Here is a 17567-nt window from a genome sequence, read left to right as displayed (position 1 = left end):
CTTCGGCCCGGGGGTTATCCTTTGGGAGTATGAACCGCTTCGACGCCTTCCGCCAATCCCTCACCGCCTGCCGCCTCTGCCCCCGCCTGGTGGCCTGGCGGGAGGGAGTGGCGGGAACCAAACGGGCCCACTGGGGGGAGAGCTACTGGGCCCGGCCCGTCCCCGGCTTCGGAGACCCCCAGGCCCGGCTGGTTCTCTTCGGCCTGGCCCCCGGGGCCCACGGCTCCAACCGCACGGGCCGTCCCTTCACCGGGGACGCCTCCGGGGCCTTCCTTTACCCCCTCCTTCACCAGGCGGGGCTTTCCAGCAAGCCGGAGAGCGAACCCGGGGACGACCTCAGGCTCTTGGGGGTCTACCTCACCGCGGCCGTGCGCTGCGCCCCGCCGGGGAACAAGCCCACCCGGGAGGAGCTCCTGGCCTGCAGCGCTTGGACCCGGGTGGAGCTTGGGCTTTTGCCGGAGGCCCGGGTCTACCTCGCCCTGGGAAGGGTGGCCCTCGAGGCCCTCCTGGACCACTTCGGCCTGAAGAAGTCGGCCCACCCCTTCTTCCACGGGGCCCACTACCCCCTGCCCCAGGGGAGGCACCTCCTCGCCAGCTACCACGTCTCCCGGCAGAACACCCAGACGGGCCGGCTCACCCGGGAGATGTTCCTGGAAGTCCTCCTAAGGGCTAAGGCCCTCGCCGGGCTTTGAGCCAAGCCATAAGGTCTTCGTAGGAGAGGGTGTTCAGCACCCTCTCGGGTCCGATCCAGGCCCTTTGCGCCGTGCCCACCGCTAGCTCCATGAAGCGCAGGTGATCCACTTGGTGGGCGTCGGTGGAGAGGCTGATCCAAAGCCCCATCCCGTAGGCCATCCGGGCCAGGTCGTCGGGGAGGTCCATGCGGTCGTAGTAGCCGTCGATCTCCACCGCCACCCCCCGCTCCTTGGCCTTGCGGAAGATGGCCTCCCAGTCGACTTCGATGGGGGGCCTCCGGCCGATCAAGCGGGCCGTGGGGTGGGCCAGCACGTGCACGAAGGGGTTCTCCAGGGCCCGTAGGATCCTCTTGGTCTGCTCGGCCTTGGAAAGCTTAAAGCTTGAGTGGATGGAAATGAGGACCAGATCCAGCTCCCGCAAAACCCAGTCCGGGTAGTCCAGGGAACCATCGGGCCGGATGTCCACCTCGGCCCCCGCCAGCAGGTAGGGGGGGCCGTGGCCCTCGTTGAAGCGGCGGATGGCCTCGATGCGCTTCAGGGCCTCTTCCGGGGAAGGCCCCCCCGCCACCCGCACCGCCGGGGAGTGATCGGTGACCCCCAGGTACTCGTAGCCCAGGGCCTTGGCCGCCTCCCAGAGCTCCTCCAAGGAGTTTTGCCCATCGGAGTAGGTGGAGTGGACCTGGAGGTCCCCCTTCACCTGGGAAAGCTCCAGAAGGGTAGGAAGACGGCCCTCGAGGGCCGCCTCGATCTCCCCGTGGTCCTCCCTAAGGGGTGGGGGGATGAAGGGGAGGCCCAGGGCTTCATAAATCCCTTCCTCCGTCTCCCCAGCCAGGCGCTCCTCCCCGCGGAAAAGCCCGTACTCGGAAAGCTTCAAACCCCTTTCCTGGGCAAGGCCCCGGAGCCGGATGGAGTGCTCCTTGCTCCCCGTGAGGTACTGGAGCCCGGAGCCCCAACTCTCGGGCGGCACCACCCTCAGGTCCACCTGGAGGCCGTTTTTCAAAAACACCGTGGCCCGCTCCTTGCCCTGGGCGTACACCTCCTTCACCTGAGGAAGCTTCACAAAAGCCTTCACCACCTCCTCGCTTCTTTCGCTGGCCACCAGGTAGTCCAGGTCCCCCACCGTGTCCTTATACCGTCGGGCGGACCCGCAAAGTTCCGCCCTCTCCACCCCGGGCAGATCCCAGATGGCAGCAAGGAGGTTTCTCGCCAAGGAAAGCACCGCTCCCAAGGGCCTTCGCTTGCCCGCCACCTGCACCAGGGCCAGGCCCTCTCGGATGCGCTCGGCCTTCTTCTGGCCAAAGCCCTTCAGGCGAAGGAGATCGCCCCTATCCAGGGCTTCCCTTAGTTTTTCCAGGGAGTCGATGCCCAGCTCGTCGTAGAGCTGCCGGGCAGTCTTGGGCCCCACCCCGGGCACCTCCATCACCGCCAAAACCCCCTTTGGCACCCGCTCTGCAAGCTCCCGGTGCTTTCTAATCTCCCCGGTTTTGATAAACTCCAAGATCTTTTCCGCCAGATCGGGCCCAATCCCGGGAAGGGCCAGCAGGGCTTCCCTTCCTCCCTTGGCCACCTCCTCAATGGGAGTATCCAGGTCATACAGGGTGCGAGCCGCCTGGTAATAGGCCCGCACCCTAAAGGGGTTATCCCCCAAGAACTCGCTCATGAGCCCGATCTCCTCAAAGAGGCGGGCCAGCTCCTGGTTCCTCATGCCCTCACTATACGGGTATACTGGGCCTGCCCATGCCTCCACCGGACCGGTTCCGCAAGGCGGTTTTGGAGATGCTGAAACAGGAGGGCCGCCCTCTTCACTACACCGAGGTGGGCCGCCGCTTGAAGGAAGCGGGGCTCTGGGCCGAGGTAAAGGAGCCGGAAAAGATCGCCAAGATCCGGCTTTCCGCCTTAGCCCGTTGGTCCAGAAGCCCGGTGGTGGCCCTGGGAAAGGGGTTTTACGCCCTCAGGGAAGAAGGCGATACGAGCCCAGAACCTTAAGGTAGTTGGCCCTCTCTAGGGCGGCGGGTTCCGCCACCTTAAGGTAGCTCATCACCCCCCGCATCTCCCCCACGCTTGCGTACTCTTTTTCCTCCATAAAGGTCTTGAGTTCCTCCAGTACGGTACGGAAGTGCCCGGGCCCCTTTTCCAGGACGGCCGAGGTCATCATCACCACCTGCGCCCCAGCCAAAAGCCCCTTGGCCGCCTCCTTTCCCGAATGCACACCCCCCGTCAAGGCCAGCTCCAGGCCGACCCGGCCGTAGAGGAGGGCGATCCAGTGGATGCGCAAAAGGGCCTCGTAGGGGCGGGAAAGGCTCAGGGTGGGCACCACCGAAAGGGTCTCCAGGTCGAAGTCGGGTTGGTAGAAGCGGTTGAAGAGGACCAGGGCCCGGGCCCCTGTGGCTTCCACCTGTTTGGCGAAGTGGGCGAAGGCGGTGAAGGCGTGCCCCACCTTAACCGCCACGGGGATGCGCACGCTTTCCACCACCGCCCGGATGGTATCCAGGTACATGGCCTCCACTTCCGCCCCGGAAAGGGTGGGGTCGGTGGGAATGTAGTAGAGGTTGAGCTCTATAGCGTCTGCCCCTGCGTCTTCCAGAAGCTTGGCGTACTCCACCCAGCCCCCCCGGCTCACCCCGTTGATGCTGGCGATGATGGGGACGGACACCCGCTCCTTGGCGCGGGCGAGGAGGTCCAGGTGCCGCTCGGGGGTCAGGCGGTACTCGTGGGCCTTGGGGAAATAGCTTAGGGCTTCAGCGTAGCTCTCGTGACCGTAGTGGAGGTAGTGGTCCAGCATCTCCTCCTCGAGGGTCACCTGCTCCTCAAAAAGGGAGTGCATGACGATGGCCGCCGCCCCCCCGTCCTCCAGGCGCAAGAACCCGTCCAACTTCTCGGTGAGAGGCGAGGCGGAAGCCACCAAAGGATGCTCCAGGGCCAAGCCCATGTACGTGGTCCTAAGCTCCATACCCACCCTCCTTAACCCAGGACGGCCTCTTTCTGGGCCGCCAAACGCGTAAGCCGCTCCCACCGCTCCCGCACCGCCTCTTCCGCCAGCTTCAAGAAGGCCTCAGCTCCCTCAGGGTGGGTCTGGAGCAGGAGGCGGTAGCGGTTTTCCGCGTAGAGGTACTCCCTGAGGGGCAGGGTGGGGGGCTTGGAGTCCAGGAAGAGGCCCTGGCCGGGGAGGTAGCGGAAAAGCGGCCAGTATCCGCTACGCTCCGCCATTCTCTGATGGTCCATGCCCTTGGCCATGTCGATGCCGTGGGCGATGCAGTGGCTGTAAGCGATGAGGAGGGCGGGGCCTTGGTGGGCTTCGGCCTCGAGGAAGGCCTTCACCGTGTGGGCATCGTTCGCCCCCATGGCGATCTGGGCCACGTACACATGCCCATAGCTCATGGCCATGAAGGCCAGGTCCTTCTTGGGCGTGGCCTTGCCCGCCATGGCAAACTTGGCCACCGCCCCGAGTCCCGTGGCCTTGGAGGCCTGCCCGCCGGTGTTGGAGTAGACCTCGGTGTCCAGGACCAGGACCTTCACGTTGGCCCCGCTGGAGAGCACGTGGTCCAGGCCGCCGTAGCCGATGTCGTAGGCCCAGCCGTCCCCGCCCACAATCCAGACCGAGTGGGGAATGAGGGCATCGGCAATGGCCAGGAGGTCCTTGGCCCGGGGGTCCTTCAGGGCCCCAAGCCGCTCCCGCAGGAGGGCCACATCCTGGCGCCTAGCCTCCACCTCCTCTGGCCCCACGGGCTTAAGGAGCCTCGCCAAAAGCTCCTCCCCCAGCACCTCACGGAACTCGGGCAAAAGCTTTCTGGCGTACTCCGCCTTCTTGTCCAGGGCGAGGCGCATCCCCAAGCCAAACTCGGCGTTGTCCTCAAAGAGGGAGTTGGCCCAGGCGGGGCCCCGGCCCTCCCGGTTCTTGCTCCAAGGGGTGGTGGGCAGGTTCCCCCCGTAGATGGAGCTGCACCCGGTGGCGTTGGCCACGACCAGGCGGTCCCCGAAGAGCTGGGAGAGGAGCCTCAGGTAGGGGGTTTCCCCGCAGCCCGCGCAGGCCCCGGGGAACTCAAAGAGGGGCTCCAGAAGCTGCACATCCTTCACGGTGTGGAGCTTGAGGCCCGCCCTGGGGGTTTCCGGAAGGGAGAGGAAGAAGTCCCAGTGGCGGTTCATCTCCTCCCGGACCTCGAGGCGCGTCGCCATATTCAGCGCCTTGCGGCTGGGGTTGGTCTTGTCCTTGGCCGGGCAGGCCTCCACGCAAAGGGAGCACCCCGTGCAGTCGTCCGGGCTGATCGCCAGGGTAAACTCCCCGGAAAGCTCCTTCCACATGGCCTTGCGGTGGGGGAAGCCCTCAGGGGCGCCCGCCAAGGCCTCCTCGGGCACCACCTTGGCCCGGATCACCGCATGGGGGCAGACCAAGACGCACTTCCCGCACTGCACGCACACCTTCGGGTCCCAGGTGGGCACGAACTCGGCGATGCCCCGCTTCTCGTACCGGGCGGTGCCCGTGGGGTAGGTTCCATCCGGGGGAAAGGCGGAAACCGGCAAGGCGTCGCCGAGCCCCAGGGCAATGGGCCCAAGCACCTCCCGCACAAAGGCAGGCGGGTGGTCCACCATAGGGGGCACCAGTTCCTTTTCCGAGGTGATCCTTCCGGGTATGGGCAGGGGCTCCACTGCCTCAAAACCCAGCTCCACCGCCTGGAAGTTCCTTTCCAGCACCGATCGGCCCCGCTTGCCGTAGCTCTTCTCAATGCCCTTCTTGATGCGGGCCTTGGCCTCTTCCTCAGGGAGCACCCCGGAAAGCTTGAAGAAGGCCGCCTGCATGATGGTGTTGATGCGCCCCGGCAACCCCACCTGGCGAGCCAGGTCGTAAGCGTTCACCACGTAAACCTTGAGCTTCTTTCTGAGGATTTCCTCCTGCACGGGATTGGGCAGGCGGTCCCAGACCTCCTCCTTGGGGTAAGGGCTGTTGATGAGGACCGTGGCCCCTTCCTCCGCCACGTCCAGCATGGGCAGGCGCTCCAGAAAGCCCCACTGGTGGATGCCCACGAAGTTCGCCCGCCGCACCAGGTAGGGCTTGTTCAGGGGGTTGGGACCGAAGCGCAGGTGGCTCACCGTGCGGGAGCCCGATTTCTTGGAGTCGTAGACGAAGTACCCTTGGGCGTAAAGGGGCGTCTCCTCACCGATGATCTTGATGGTGTTCTTGTTGGCGCTCACGGTGCCGTCCGCCCCCAGGGCGAAGAAGACCGCCCGCACCGAGGCCGGGTCCTCAAAGTCCACTTCGGGGTAAGGAAGGCTCGTGCCCGTCACGTCGTCCACAATGCCCACGGTGAAGCCGTGCCGGGGGCGCTCCTTATGGAGCTCCTCGTAGACCCCAAGGGCCATGGCCGGGGTGAACTCCTTGGAGGAAAGCCCGTAGCGCCCGCCCACGAGAACTGGCACCTCCCCGCCCCTGAGGGCGAAGGCCGCCGCCACCTCCTGGAAGAGGGGCTCCCCCACCGCCCCGGGCTCCTTGCCCCGGTCCAAGACGGCCACCTTTCGCACCGACTTGGGAAAAGCATCCAGGAAAGCCTCCGGGTGGAAGGGCCGGTAGAGCCTTACGCGAACCATCCCCACCCTCTCCCCGCGCCGGATGAGGTACTCCACCGCCTCCTCCACCGCCCAGGAGGCCGAGCCCATGACCACCACCACCCTTTCCGCCTCCGGGTGGCCGAAGTACTCGTAGGGGAGGTAGCGGCGCCCGGTGATCTCCCCGAAGCGGGCCATGGTCTCGGCCACCACCTGGGGAAAGCGGCGGTAGTAGGGGTTAATGGCCTCGCGGTTTTGGAAGTAGTGGTCGGGGTTTTGCGCCGTGCCGCGGATCACCGGAGCCTCGGGGGTAAGGGCGCGCTTACGGAAGGCCTCGAGGGCCTCAAAGGGGAAGAGGGCCCTGAGCTCCCGGTCAGAAAGGGGCAGGATCTTCTGCACCTCGTGGGAGGTGCGGAAGCCATCCATGGCGTGGAGGACGGGAAGGCTGGCCTGCAAGGCGGAGGCGTGGGCGATGGCCGCTAGGTCCTGGGCCGCCTGCACCGAGTCCGAAACCAGGAGGCCCCACCCCGTGGGCCTGACCGCGTAGAGGTCCTGGTGGTCCCCGAAGATGGAAAGGGCGTGGGTGGCCAGGGCTCTAGCCGCCACGTGGATCACGCCGGGCAGGGCCTGCCCGGCGATCTTGTACATGTCGGGAATCATGAGGAGAAGGCCCTGGCTGGCGGTGAAGGTGGTGGCCAAAACCCCTTCCTGCAAAGCCCCGTGAAGGGCCCCCGCCGCCCCGCCTTCGGACTGCATCTCCACCACTTTGGGGACCAGCCCGAAGAGGTTGGGCTCCCCCTTGGCCGCCCACTCGTCGGAAAGCTCCGCCATGGGGCTGGACGGGGTTATGGGATAAATGGCGATCACCTCACTTAGGCGGTAGGCCACCCGGGCCACCGCCTCGTTGCCGTCCACGGTGATGGGACGCATAGGCTTCACCTCTTCCCCAACTTAACCCTCCTGCGGGTGAAAAATGTCCCCTTGTAGTAGCATGGCCACATGTCCGCCTGGCGTTACCTCCTCGCTCTCTTCCTGGTAGCGGCGGCTTTCCTCTGGGAAAACTACCGGCCTTTCCTCCTGCTTTTGGCCGGCCTTGCCCTCCTCCTGGGAAGGCCCCGAAGCTGTCCCAAGGCTTGACGGAAGCTCCTCGGGAGGCAAGACTTGGGGGCGTGAGCGCCTTTCAGGAAAACCTAGAGAAGCTGGCCGAGCTGGCCATTCGCGTGGGGTTGAACCTGGAGAAGGGGCAAGAGGTCATCGCCACCGCCCCCCTCGAGGCGGTGGACTTCGTCCGCCTTCTAGCGGAAAAAGCATATGGACACGGGGCCAGCCTCTTCACGGTCATCTACGGGGACAACGTGATGGCCCGTAAGCGGCTCTCCCTGGCGCCCGAGGAAGGCCTGGACAAGGCCCCAGCCTGGCTCTACGAGGGCATGGCCAAGGCCTTCCGCGAGGGGGCGGCCCGCCTGGCGGTTTCCGGCAACGACCCCAAGGCCTTGGAGGGCCTGCCCCCCGAGCGCATCGGCCGGGCACAACAGGCGCAGAGCCGAGCCTACAAACCCGCGCTGGACGCCATCACCGAGTTCGTCACCAACTGGACCATCGTGCCCTACGCCCACCCTGGCTGGGCCAAAGCGGTCTTCCCCGGCCTTCCCGAGGAGGAAGCAGTGGCCAGGCTCTGGCAGGCCATCTTCCAGGCCACCCGGGCGGTGGCCGAAGACCCTGTGGCCGCCTGGGAGGCCCACAACCGCAACCTCCACCAAAAGGTGGCCTACTTGAACGAGCGGCGCTTCCACGCCCTCCACTTCCGGGGCCCGGGCACGGACCTGGTGGTGGGCCTGGCGGAGGGCCACCTCTGGCAAGGCGGGGCCACCCCCACCAAAAAGGGCCTCCTCTGCAACCCCAACCTGCCCACGGAGGAGGTCTTCACCGCCCCCCACCGGGAGCGGGTGGAGGGGGTGGTGCGCTCCACCCGGCCCCTGGCCCTAGGGGGGCAACTGGTGGAAGGCCTCTGGGCCCGGTTTGAAAAGGGGTACGCGGTGGAGGTGGGGGCGGAAAAGGGCGAGGAGGTCCTTCTCAAGGTCCTCTCCACCGACGGGGGGGCCAGGCGCCTGGGGGAGGTGGCCCTGGTGGCGGCGGACAACCCCATCGCCCAAACGGGTTTGGTCTTCTTCGACACCCTTTTTGACGAAAACGCCGCCAGCCACATCGCCTTCGGCCAGGCCTATGCCGAGAACCTCGAGGGCCGCCCCAGCGGCGAGGCCTTCCGCAGCCGTGGAGGCAACGAGAGCCTGGTGCACATCGACTGGATGATCGGCTCGGAAGAGGTGGACGTGGACGGGCTCTACCCGGACGGCACCCGGGTACCCCTCATGCGCCAGGGGCTTTGGGTGATCTGATCCCACCCCGGCAAACGGAGGGGGCACGGCCTCAGGAAGAAGAGGATTGCGCGCAAAGGGGTGTCAATCCGATACTGGGGCCCTCCGCATTGGCGGAGGGCCCGTCTTCATGCGCATTGTTTCACGATTTCACGGACTTGTGCTTTATCTCCCCGCTAAGCGGCGGCCAAAGCCTCCTGGAACCAGGCCACGAGGTCTTCAGGGGCCTCGAGGCCTACAGAAACCCGCACCAGCCCTGGGGTCACCCCCGCTTGCAGCCTTCCCTCCTCCGGAAGCCGGCTGTGGGTGGTGGTCCAGGGGTGGACCAGGAGGGTGCGGGCATCCCCCAGGTTGGCGGCCTTGGGGAGGGGTATGGCCTTCAGGAAACGGCTCGCTGCTTCCTGGCTTCCCAGGTCCAGGGTGAGCATGGGCCCCCCTGAGGCCAGGTACTTCCGGGCCATGGGGTGGGCGGGGTCCTCGGGCAAACCGGGGTAACGCAGGGCCTTCACCTTGGGGTGCCCCCGCAAGGCCTCGGCCAGGCGAAGGGCGGTTTCGCTCATGCGCCGCACCCGGAGGGCCACGGTTTCCAAACCCTGAAAGAGAAGGTAGGCGTTGAAGGGGGAAAGGGCCATGCCCATAAGGGATAGCCCCAAGGTCCGCACCCGCTCCGGATAACACCGGGGTCCCAGGGCCTCCCAGGGCACCTGGCCCCGGGCATCCTTTTCCAGGAACTGGGGATAGTTTTGCCAGATGCGGCTTTCCCTCACCACCACAGCCCCGCCCAGCACGGAGCCGTGGCCGCTCGCCCATTTGGTGAGGCTTTCCACCACCACGTGGGCCCCCCACTGGAGGGGTTTGGCCAAGGCTCCCGTGGCGCCAAAGGTGTTGTCCACCACCAGGGCGAGGCCCCTTTCCTCCGTCAAGGAGGCTAAGCGCTCAAGGTCCGGCACCACCAGGGCGGGGTTGGCCATGGTCTCCACGAAGATGGCCCGGGTCCTCCCCGTGAGGGCCTCCCGCACCCGGTCGGGCTCGGGCTCCACATAGCGGACCCCTATGCCCATGGGGGCTAAAACCTGCTGGAAAAGGCCGATGGTCTGGCCAAAAAGCCCCTTGGCCGCCACCACCTCATCCCCCGGGCGCAGGAGGGAAAAGAGGGCGGCAAAGGTGGCCGCCTGGCCTGAGGCAAAGACCAAGGCCTCCATGCCCCCTTCCAAAGCCTTTAACCGCTCCTCCAGGGCTTTGCCGGTGGGGTCCTTCTGCCGGGCGTAGACGTATCCCTCCCCACCAGCAAAGCGCTCCGCCCCTTCCTCCAAGGTCTTAAAGCCGTAGGCGGCCACCGCGTAGATGGGGAGGCCCAAAGCCCCGTGGGGGTCCTGGGGAAGCCCTGAAAGCACCGCCAGGGTCTCGTACTCCATACCCCCTAGTGTACCCTGCGCACCACGGGAAAGGAGGCGGCTCGTAACCCCTTATCCCTAGGCCTCGCCTTCTTGCAAAACCCGCTCGGCAAGGCGCTCACCCGCTTCCAGCAAGGGGTGGAAAATCACGTCCACCCCGGCCTCCTTAAGGGGGGCGTCCTCCTCCCGGGCATAGCTAACCGCCCCCACCACCCCACGGAAGCCCCTCTGCCGAAGGACGCGGGTGGCCCGCAGGCGGGCCTCCAGGTCGGGGAGGGCCAGGATCACCCCCCGCACCCCCGTGAGGTCCAGCCCCTCCCAAAGGGCCGGGTCCTCCGCGTCCCCGTAGAGGACCCGCCGCCCCTTGGCCGTGTGGTACTCCACCTTGGAGGGGTCGCTGTCCAGGCCCAACACCGCTTCTCCTCTTTCCACTAAGAAGCGGTAGGCCGCAGCCCCCGTGCGCCCCATGCCCACCACCAGCCACCTCGCCCCCAAGGCCCCCTGGGGCTCCTCGTCGGGGTGAAGGCCGGGGCGCTCCAGGCGGGCAAGCCAGGGCTTCCAGGCCTCGTAGAGGCGGTGGGCCCGCTGCAACAAGGGGGCAGCCAGGAGGAAGGAGCCCCCCACCGCCAGGGCCACCGCCCCCACCCCTTGCTCCGTCATGGAGCCCAAGGCCTGAAGAACCCCCGCGGCCACCAGGGCGAACTCGGAGTAGGTGGCGAGGCCCAGCCCCACCAAAAAGGCGGTGCGGGCCCGGAAGCCCTGGCGCACCAGGGGCAGAAAGAGGAAAAGGGGCTTGAGGAGGAGAAAGAGAAGGAGGAGGAGGCCGGCGAACACCCCGTCCGGCCCCACCACCATCCCCGCCTTGACGAAAAAGCCCAGCAGAAAGATCTCCCGCAAGGCCCAAAGCCTCTCCGCCACCTCCCCCGCCCCGGGGTGACGGGCGAGGCCCAAGCCCATGAAGAGGGCCCCCAGGGCCTCCGGAGCCCCCAGGAGGCGAGCCGCCTCCGCCCCCAGCAGGGCCAGGGCTACCCCCAAGAGGAGCTTCAGCTCGGCCCCCTGAGCCAAGGCGAACAGGCGGACCAAAAGGGGCCTCAGCAGGGGAAAGAGGAGGACCAAAAACCCGGATGGCCCCGCCCCCTGGAACCCCACCAGGATCAAAAGGGCCAGGGAGGCCACGTCCAGGAAGACGGAGATCCCCAGGGCCATCTGCCCGTGAAGGGCGGCAAGCTCCCCCCTGCCCTGGAGCACCCGGGCCAGGAGCACGGTGCTGGGGTTGATAAGGGCCACGGCCAGGACCAGGAGGGCCAGGGGGTTTTGGGCCAGGCCCAGGAGGTAAAGGAGGAGGAGGAAGGGGGGGAGGAGAAGGAGCTGGAGGGCCCCGGTCCCCAGAACCTCCCTGCGGAAGAGGCGCTCCAACCGCAGGCCTAGGCCCACGGTGAAGAGGAGGAGGTAAACCCCCAAATCGGCGAAGAGGTCCAAGAGCCGGTCTCCCGGGAAGCCCCCAAGCCCCAGGAGAACCCCCACCGCCAGGTAGCCCAAAAAGGCCGGCAGGCCCAGGCGCACCGCCAGGACCCCGGAGACAAAGGCCAGGAGGAAGACCCCTGCCAAGCGCAACCTCTCTAAGGTGCCGGGGCAGGCCCCTTAGCGCACCAGTAGGACAGAGCAGGGGGCTTCCGCCACCACCTTTTGGCTTTGGCTACCCAGGAAGAGGCTCCCGATGGCCCCCAGGCCCCGGGTACCCATCACGATGAGGTCGGCCTTCTCCCCAATGGCGGCTTCCAAAATAGCCTCCGCCGGGCGGCCCTCGAGGAGAAGGGCATCCTCCTTGGAAACCTCGGTAAGGGCCACCGCCTCGGCCAGGACCTTCTCTGCCCGCTCCAACCGCCGCTTCAAGGCCTCCTGGAAGAAGGGCTCCCCCAGGTAGTCGGGCACGGGCTCATAGACGTGAACCACCACCAGCCTGGCCCCGTGAGCTTCCGCTTCCGCCTTGGCCACCTGCGCCGCCCGCTTGGCATGATCCGAACCGTCGTAAGCCAGGAGGATGGTCTTGAACATGGCCTAAGCTTATCAGGCCTGGGCTCGTTTTTCCGAAGGAATTTCCACCTTACGCCCGCAACGGCAGGTATCCCCCTCGATCTGGAAAAGCGTGCCGTCCGCCTTGGGATACAGCCAAAGGGTACCGCAGTCGGGGCAACGCACCTCGGCCACCAGCGTACGGATTTCCTCGGGGGAAAAGCGGTAGACCTCGCCGCACCAGTGGCAGACCACCTCCGCCCCGCCGTCTTTGACGATCATGTCCTCCCGTTCCTCAGGGGTGAAGAAGACCAGGGCCTCCAGGGCCTTCTCCCGGCTGCAACGGCAGCGGAAGCGGGCAGGGATCTCGTTCAACGCATAGCCCAGGGCCCGGAGGTCCGTGCGCTCAAACCCAAGCCCCGCCAGGAGCACCTCCAGGGCGCCCTCCAAACCCCTTTCCTTGAGGAGGGGCGTGAGGCCCGCCAGGCCCGAAAGGTTGGCCTCCAGGCGTTGCAGCACCTCTTCCGGGGCCTCCGGCATCACCTGGACCGCCACGCCCCCCGCCACCTCCACCTCCCCTTCCCCCTTGACCCGCACCCCCAGGAGGACCGCGGAGGGGATCTGCTCCGACTGCCAGAGGTAGTGGGCCAGGTCCTCGGCGATCTCCCCGGAGACCAGGGGCACCGTGCTGGAGTAGATCTCCCCGTTCGGGAGGCTCCGGTCCACCCGCAAGACCCCGGCGCCCACCAACTCGCCCACGTTGAGCTTGCCGTCGGCACGCAGAGGCACCTCTGCCCCTGGGTTTTGCACGTAGCCCCGCACGTGGCCCTGGGCGTCCGCCTCCACCACCAGTCCCCCTAGGGGCCCAGTCCCTTCCAGGCGCAGGGTGAGGCGCTCCTTAGGGGTCTTGAGGAGGAGCTGGGCCAAAAGAAGCGCTCCCGTCATGGCCCGCCCTAGAGCGGCGGTGGCCGTGGGGGAAAGGCCATGCCGCCTACGGGCTTCTTCCACCACATCCGAAGTTTCCGCCGCCACTACCCGCAGGTGGCCCTCCCCCGCCAGGCCCCTCAGGATCCTTCCCATACCCTGCCATTATGCCATGGGGCCTATAATCGCCCTATGGGCCTGCGCATCTACGATACCCTGCAGCGCGCGAAGGTGGACTTCATCCCCGCCACCCCGGGGCACGTGGGCATCTACGTGTGCGGCCCCACCGTCTACTCCGACCCCCACTTGGGCCACGCCCGGGGGCCCATCGTTTACGATGTCCTGCGCCGCTACTTCCTGCACATGGGTTACAAGGTGCGCTTCGTTTCCAACATCACCGACGTGGGCCACCTCACCGACGACGCCGACGGAGGAGAGGACAAGATCCTCAAACGGGCTAAGCTGGAGCAGCTGGAGCCCATGGAGGTGGCGGAAAAGTACACCTGGAGCTACTTTGACGCCATCACCGCCCTGAACGTCCTGAGGCCTTCCATCGCCCCCCGCGCCTCGGGCCACATCCCCGAACAGATTGAGCTCACGGAAAGGCTTTTAAAGCTTGGCTTCGCCTACGAGCGCAAGGGTAGCGTCTACTTCCGGGTGCGGGCCTTCCCCGAGTACGGGAAGCTTTCCGGCAAGCGCCTGGAGGAGCTTAGGGCTGGGGCCCGGGTGGAGGTGCGGGAGGAGAAGGAAGACCCCCTGGACTTCGCCCTCTGGAAGGCAGCCGAACCCAGCCACCTCATGCGCTGGAAGAGCCCCTGGGGGGAAGGCTACCCCGGCTGGCACATCGAGTGCACCGCCATGAGCCTCAAGTACCTGGGGGAAGGGTTTGACATCCACGCCGGGGGCATCGACCTGCAGTTTCCCCACCACGAGTGCGAGATCGCCCAAGCGGAGGCCGCGGGCTACCGCTTCGCCCGCCACTGGATGCACCACAACCACGTGCTCCTGGAAGGGGAAAAGATGGCCAAGAGCACGGGGAACCTGGTCCTCCTCCACGACCTCCTTAAGGCCCACGAGCCCATGGCCCTCCGCTTTTACCTCCTCCAGACCCACTACCGGAGCCCCATGGACTTCACCTGGGAGGGCCTCGAGGCGGCCAAGCGGGGGTATACCCGGCTTCTTACCGCCTACCGTGAGGTCCGAACCCACCTGAAGACAGCAAGCCCGGGCACCACCCCGGAGCTGGAAAGGGCGCTGGACGCTCTGGAAAAGGACTTCCTGGAGGCCATAGAGAACGACCTCAGCACCCCGGAGGCCCTAGCCGCCTTTTTCACCTTCCTCCCCGAGCTGAACAGGCTCCTCCCCGAGGCCAAGGGGGACACCCTAAGGCGCACCGCCCAAGTCTTCCACACCCTGGGGGAAGGCATCCTGGGGCTCTTCCCGGAAAGGGTTCTGGAGGAGAAGGTTTCCGGACCCCTTCTGGAGGGGTTAGTGACTCTTCTACTGGAACTCCGGGAAGAGGCCCGGCGGGCCAAGGATTACGCCAAAAGCGACCTGATCCGGGAAAGGCTCAAATCCTTGGGCATCATCGTGGAGGACACCAAGGAAGGCCCTAAGTGGCGTCTAGAGATGGCCTAGACGCCCAACCAAGAAAAGACCCCCGGGACTACCCGAGGGTCCTGCCATTTACCCTCTAGCGGGGGATGGGGTAGCCCTCGGCCTCGAGGACCGCCTCCGCCACCTCCCGCCTCAAGGCCACCAGGTCGGCGGGCTCGTGCTTGGTGAGCCTGCGGGCCGCGGAGTAGACCACCCGGGCCTCGTCCCCCTCCACCAGCCGGGGAAGCACGGAAAGCGCCCCCGCCTGGGCCCGGTCCAGGGCCTGGAGCAGGTAGAGCCGGGCCATGACCTGGGCCACGCCCCCAAGCCTCCTGGCGCGGAGGAGGGCGCTTTCCGCGGCGTAGGCGTCCATGAGGATATCCGCCGCCGCCCCCAGGACCTCCTGCTCCTCCTCCACCTTTTGCCCGTACTTCTGGGCCGCCAGGCCCGCCACCATGAGGGCGAGCTTCTTAAGGCCCGCGATCTGGTGGAGCTCGAGGTCCTCGGGCTCCTCAAAGGAGGGCTCCAAAAGCTCCTTCTGGAGCCGCATGGCCGCCTGGAAAAGGGGAAGCTGCCCCTTGAGGGCCCGCCTGAGGAGCATGCCGGGGATGAGGAGGCGGTTGATCTCGTTGGTGCCCTCAAAGATGCGGTTGATGCGGGCGTCCCGGTAGGCCCGCTCGATGGGGTATTCCTGGGAGTAGCCGTAGCCCCCGTGGATCTGCACCCCCTCGTCCACCACGTAGTCCAGGACCTCGGAGCCCAGCACCTTGATGATGCTGGCCTCCACCGCGTACTCCTCAATGCCCGCCATCACCGCCTCAGGCCCCTTCTTCCCCACCAAGGCCTCGTCGATCAGGCCCACGGTGCGGTAGACAGCGCTTTCGGCGGCGTAGATGCGGGAGGCCATCTCCCCAAGCTTCTGCTGGATGAGGCCGAAGCTTCCGATGGGGCGGCCGAACTGGTGGCGCTCCTTGGCGTACTTGGCGGAAAGCTCCAAGGCCCTTTTGGCCCCGCCCACCGCCCCCGCCCCCAGCTTGTAGCGGCCCACGTTGAGGACGTTGAAGGCGATCTTGTGCCCCTTGCCGATCTCCCCCAGGACGTTCTCCACGGGCACCTTCACATCCTCCAGGATCACCTGGCGGGTGCTGGAGGCCTTGATGCCCATCTTCTTCTCCTCGGGGCCGAAGGAGAGGCCGGGGGTATCCCGCTCCACCAGGAAGGCGGTGAAGTGCTCCCCATCCACCTTGGCGAAGACGGTGAAGAGGTGGGCGAAGCCGGCGTTAGAGATCCACTGCTTGACCCCGTTCAGGATGTAGTGCCGGCCGTCCTCGGAAAGGGTGGCCCGGGTCTTGGCGGAAAGGGCGTCCGAACCCGAGCCCGGCTCCGTGAGGCAGTAGGCGGCGATCCACTCCCCGCTGGCCAACTTGGGGAGGTACTTCCGCTTCTGCTCCTCGGTGCCGAAGTAGACCAAAGGCAGCGTGCCGATGGAGGTGTGGGCCCCGTAGGTGACGGAAAAACCCCCCGAGCCGGAAAGCTCCTCCGCCACCACCGTGGAGATCACCTTGGGCAGGTCCAGGCCCCCGTATTCCTCGGGGACGTCGATGCCAAGAAGCCCAAGCTCCCCTGCCTTGCGCATGAGGGGCACGTTCAACTCCAGCTCCCCGTGCTCCATGCGCTCCAGAAGGGGAAGCACCTCCTTCTCCACGAAGGTGCGGGTGGTGCGGGCGATCTCCTTAACGCTCTCGTCAAAGTCCTCGGGGGTGTAGACCCGCTCCGGTGCCTCCAAAAGCCAGCCGCCGCCCTTTTGCCAAAGCTTTTTCTCCTCGGTCATCTTGGCCTCCTTACGCCGGATATACCTCAAACACGCCCGCGGCCCCCATGCCGCCGCCGATGCACATGGTCACCAAGCCATACCCTCCGCCCCGCCGCCCCAGCTCCGAAATGAGCTGGGCGGTGAGCTTGGCCCCTGTGGCCCCCAAGGGGTGGCCCAGGGCGATGGCCCCGCCGTTGACGTTGGTCTTCTCCTCGGGCAGGCCCAGGGTGCGCATCACCGCCAGCACCTGGGCGGCGAAGGCCTCGTTGAACTCGATGAGGTCGATCTGGTCCAGGGTAAGGCCCGCCCGCTCCAGGGCCTTGGGCACCGCCTTGATGGGGCCGATGCCCATCACGTCGGGCTCCACCCCTGCCACGGCGAAGCTCACGAAGCGGGCGAGGGGCTTAAGGCCCAAAGCCTCCGCCTTCTCCCGGCTCATGACCACCACCGCCGCCGCCCCGTCGGAGTAGGGGCTGGCGTTCCCCGCGGTCACCGTGCCCCCCTTCTTGAAGGCGGGCCGGAGCTTGGCCAAAGCCTCCAAGGAGGTCTCGGGCCGCACGGTCTCGTCCCGCTCAAAAAGGGCTTCCTCCACCACCTTCTTGGTGCCCTGGTAGCGCACCTTGGGCACCCGGATGGGCACCACCTCGGTAAAGCGCCCTTCCGCCCAGGCCTTTGCTGCCCGCTGGTGGCTCCTTAAGGCCCAGCGGTCCTGGTCCTCCCGGCTGATGCCGAAGCGCTCCGCCACCCTTTCCGCGGTGAAGCCCATGCCGATGTAGGTGGAGTAGGCTTCCGGGCTCCACTCCGTGGGGGTGAGGTCGGGGTGGAGGCGGGTGTGGAAGCCGGACATGGGCACCTGGCTCATCATCTCCACGCCCCCCGCCAAGACCGCGTCCGCCATCCCGGTCATCACCGCCTGGGCGGCCATGGCGACTGTCTGGAGGCCGCTGGAGCAAAAGCGGTTAATAGTGGCTCCCGCCACTTCCACAGGAAAGCCCGCCCGCAAGAGGGCCAGCCGGGCGATGTTGAGCCCCTGCGCCGCCTCGGGCATGGCGCAACCCCAAAGGACGTCCTCGAGCTCCCGGGGGTCCAGGCCGATGCGCTCCACCGCTCCCCGCATCACCTGGGCCGAGAGGTCCACGGGGTGGAGGGTGGCCAAGGCCCCATCCTTCTTGCCCCGGGCCACGGGGCTCCGCACTGCGCTAACGATTACCGCTTCCCGCAT

Annotated in this window: 14 protein-coding genes; 5 read left to right on the top strand and 9 right to left on the bottom strand. The window is 66.6% G+C overall.

What is annotated here, in order from left to right; all coding sequences use genetic code 11:
- Positions 1–29 precede the first annotated feature (29 nt).
- Positions 30–692: a uracil-DNA glycosylase gene (locus L1088_RS03920; protein ID WP_234553813.1), complete on the top strand. Its 663-nt coding sequence runs from the start codon at positions 30–32 to the stop codon at positions 690–692.
- Here the strand turns inward: L1088_RS03920 and polX are convergent.
- A complete protein-coding gene (gene polX, locus L1088_RS03915; protein ID WP_234553812.1) occupies positions 670–2397 on the bottom strand; it encodes a DNA polymerase/3'-5' exonuclease PolX in 1728 nt (575 codons plus the stop codon). The two genes, L1088_RS03920 and polX, sit on opposite strands and share 23 nt — an antisense overlap.
- Positions 2398–2429: 32 nt before the next feature.
- Here polX and L1088_RS03910 point away from each other — a divergent pair, with 32 nt between their 5' ends.
- Entirely contained in the window at positions 2430–2678 is a 249-nt protein-coding gene (locus L1088_RS03910; RefSeq protein WP_015717202.1) for a hypothetical protein, read from the top strand.
- On the opposite strand, the gene L1088_RS03905 is transcribed toward L1088_RS03910, so the two are convergent.
- Positions 2644–3642 (bottom strand): dihydroorotate dehydrogenase-like protein, encoded by a 999-nt coding sequence (locus tag L1088_RS03905; protein WP_234553811.1) that lies wholly within the window; start codon positions 3640–3642, stop codon positions 2644–2646. The genes L1088_RS03910 and L1088_RS03905 overlap by 35 nt on opposite strands.
- A gap of 11 nt (positions 3643–3653) precedes the next feature.
- A complete protein-coding gene (nifJ, locus tag L1088_RS03900; protein WP_234553810.1) occupies positions 3654–7160 on the bottom strand; it encodes a pyruvate:ferredoxin (flavodoxin) oxidoreductase in 3507 nt (1168 codons plus the stop codon).
- Positions 7161–7229: 69 nt separating this feature from the next.
- Here nifJ and L1088_RS03895 point away from each other — a divergent pair, with 69 nt between their 5' ends.
- The gene (locus L1088_RS03895; protein ID WP_200874482.1) at positions 7230–7367 is read left to right on the top strand and encodes a hypothetical protein; all 138 of its coding nucleotides are present in this window, start codon (positions 7230–7232) and stop codon (positions 7365–7367) included.
- Between the two features lie 32 nt (positions 7368–7399).
- Entirely contained in the window at positions 7400–8626 is a 1227-nt protein-coding gene (locus L1088_RS03890; protein WP_234553809.1) for an aminopeptidase, read from the top strand.
- A gap of 155 nt (positions 8627–8781) precedes the next feature.
- Here the strand turns inward: L1088_RS03890 and L1088_RS03885 are convergent, their stop codons facing one another.
- The 4 genes from L1088_RS03885 to hslO are packed head-to-tail and all read right to left on the bottom strand — an operon-like array spanning position 8782 to position 13092.
- On the bottom strand, positions 8782–10020 hold the full coding sequence (locus L1088_RS03885; protein ID WP_234553808.1) for an O-acetylhomoserine aminocarboxypropyltransferase/cysteine synthase family protein: 1239 nt from the start codon (positions 10018–10020) through the stop codon (positions 8782–8784).
- A gap of 57 nt (positions 10021–10077) precedes the next feature.
- A complete protein-coding gene (locus tag L1088_RS03880) occupies positions 10078–11607 on the bottom strand; it encodes a cation:proton antiporter domain-containing protein (RefSeq protein ID WP_234553807.1) in 1530 nt (509 codons plus the stop codon).
- Between the two features lie 33 nt (positions 11608–11640).
- Positions 11641–12054, bottom strand: a complete 414-nt coding sequence (locus L1088_RS03875; protein WP_234553806.1) for a universal stress protein — start codon at positions 12052–12054, stop codon at positions 11641–11643.
- 12 nt (positions 12055–12066) lie between these two features.
- Entirely contained in the window at positions 12067–13092 is a 1026-nt protein-coding gene (hslO, locus tag L1088_RS03870) for an Hsp33 family molecular chaperone HslO (protein WP_234553805.1), read from the bottom strand.
- Between the two features lie 36 nt (positions 13093–13128).
- On the opposite strand from hslO, the gene cysS reads away from it, so the two are divergent.
- Positions 13129–14574, top strand: a complete 1446-nt coding sequence (cysS, locus tag L1088_RS03865) for a cysteine--tRNA ligase (protein WP_234553804.1) — start codon at positions 13129–13131, stop codon at positions 14572–14574.
- 55 nt (positions 14575–14629) lie between these two features.
- Here the strand turns inward: cysS and L1088_RS03860 are convergent, their stop codons facing one another.
- Together L1088_RS03860 and L1088_RS03855 are read right to left on the bottom strand one after the other, a co-directional pair.
- On the bottom strand, positions 14630–16363 hold the full coding sequence (locus L1088_RS03860; protein ID WP_234553803.1) for an acyl-CoA dehydrogenase FadE: 1734 nt from the start codon (positions 16361–16363) through the stop codon (positions 14630–14632).
- A 10-nt stretch (positions 16364–16373) separates the two neighbouring features.
- A complete protein-coding gene (locus L1088_RS03855) occupies positions 16374–17567 on the bottom strand; it encodes a thiolase family protein (protein ID WP_234553802.1) in 1194 nt (397 codons plus the stop codon).

It is taken from the genome of Thermus caliditerrae, from assembly GCF_021462525.1.
In the GTDB taxonomy this organism is placed as follows: Bacteria; Deinococcota; Deinococci; order Deinococcales; family Thermaceae; genus Thermus; species Thermus caliditerrae.
The sequence above is the reverse complement of the archived record's forward strand: the minus strand, read 5'-3'. Positions and strand labels throughout refer to the sequence as shown.

Excerpts from the sequence above, each read along its gene's own strand:
- polX (WP_234553812.1), bottom strand. The coding sequence starts at position 2,397 with ATGAGGAACCAGGAGCTGGCCCGCCTCTTTGAGGAGATCGGGCTCATG.
- L1088_RS03905 (WP_234553811.1), bottom strand. The coding sequence starts at position 3,642 with ATGGAGCTTAGGACCACGTACATGGGCTTGGCCCTGGAGCATCCTTTG.
- L1088_RS03895 (WP_200874482.1), top strand. The coding sequence starts at position 7,230 with ATGTCCGCCTGGCGTTACCTCCTCGCTCTCTTCCTGGTAGCGGCGGCT.
- cysS (WP_234553804.1), top strand. The coding sequence starts at position 13,129 with ATGGGCCTGCGCATCTACGATACCCTGCAGCGCGCGAAGGTGGACTTC.
- L1088_RS03860 (WP_234553803.1), bottom strand. The coding sequence starts at position 16,363 with ATGACCGAGGAGAAAAAGCTTTGGCAAAAGGGCGGCGGCTGGCTTTTG.
- hslO (WP_234553805.1), bottom strand. The coding sequence starts at position 13,092 with ATGGGAAGGATCCTGAGGGGCCTGGCGGGGGAGGGCCACCTGCGGGTA.
- nifJ (WP_234553810.1), bottom strand. The coding sequence starts at position 7,160 with ATGCGTCCCATCACCGTGGACGGCAACGAGGCGGTGGCCCGGGTGGCC.
- L1088_RS03875 (WP_234553806.1), bottom strand. The coding sequence starts at position 12,054 with ATGTTCAAGACCATCCTCCTGGCTTACGACGGTTCGGATCATGCCAAG.
- L1088_RS03920 (WP_234553813.1), top strand. The coding sequence starts at position 30 with ATGAACCGCTTCGACGCCTTCCGCCAATCCCTCACCGCCTGCCGCCTC.
- L1088_RS03885 (WP_234553808.1), bottom strand. The coding sequence starts at position 10,020 with ATGGAGTACGAGACCCTGGCGGTGCTTTCAGGGCTTCCCCAGGACCCC.
- L1088_RS03855 (WP_234553802.1), bottom strand. The coding sequence starts at position 17,567 with ATGCGGGAAGCGGTAATCGTTAGCGCAGTGCGGAGCCCCGTGGCCCGG.
- L1088_RS03910 (WP_015717202.1), top strand. The coding sequence starts at position 2,430 with ATGCCTCCACCGGACCGGTTCCGCAAGGCGGTTTTGGAGATGCTGAAA.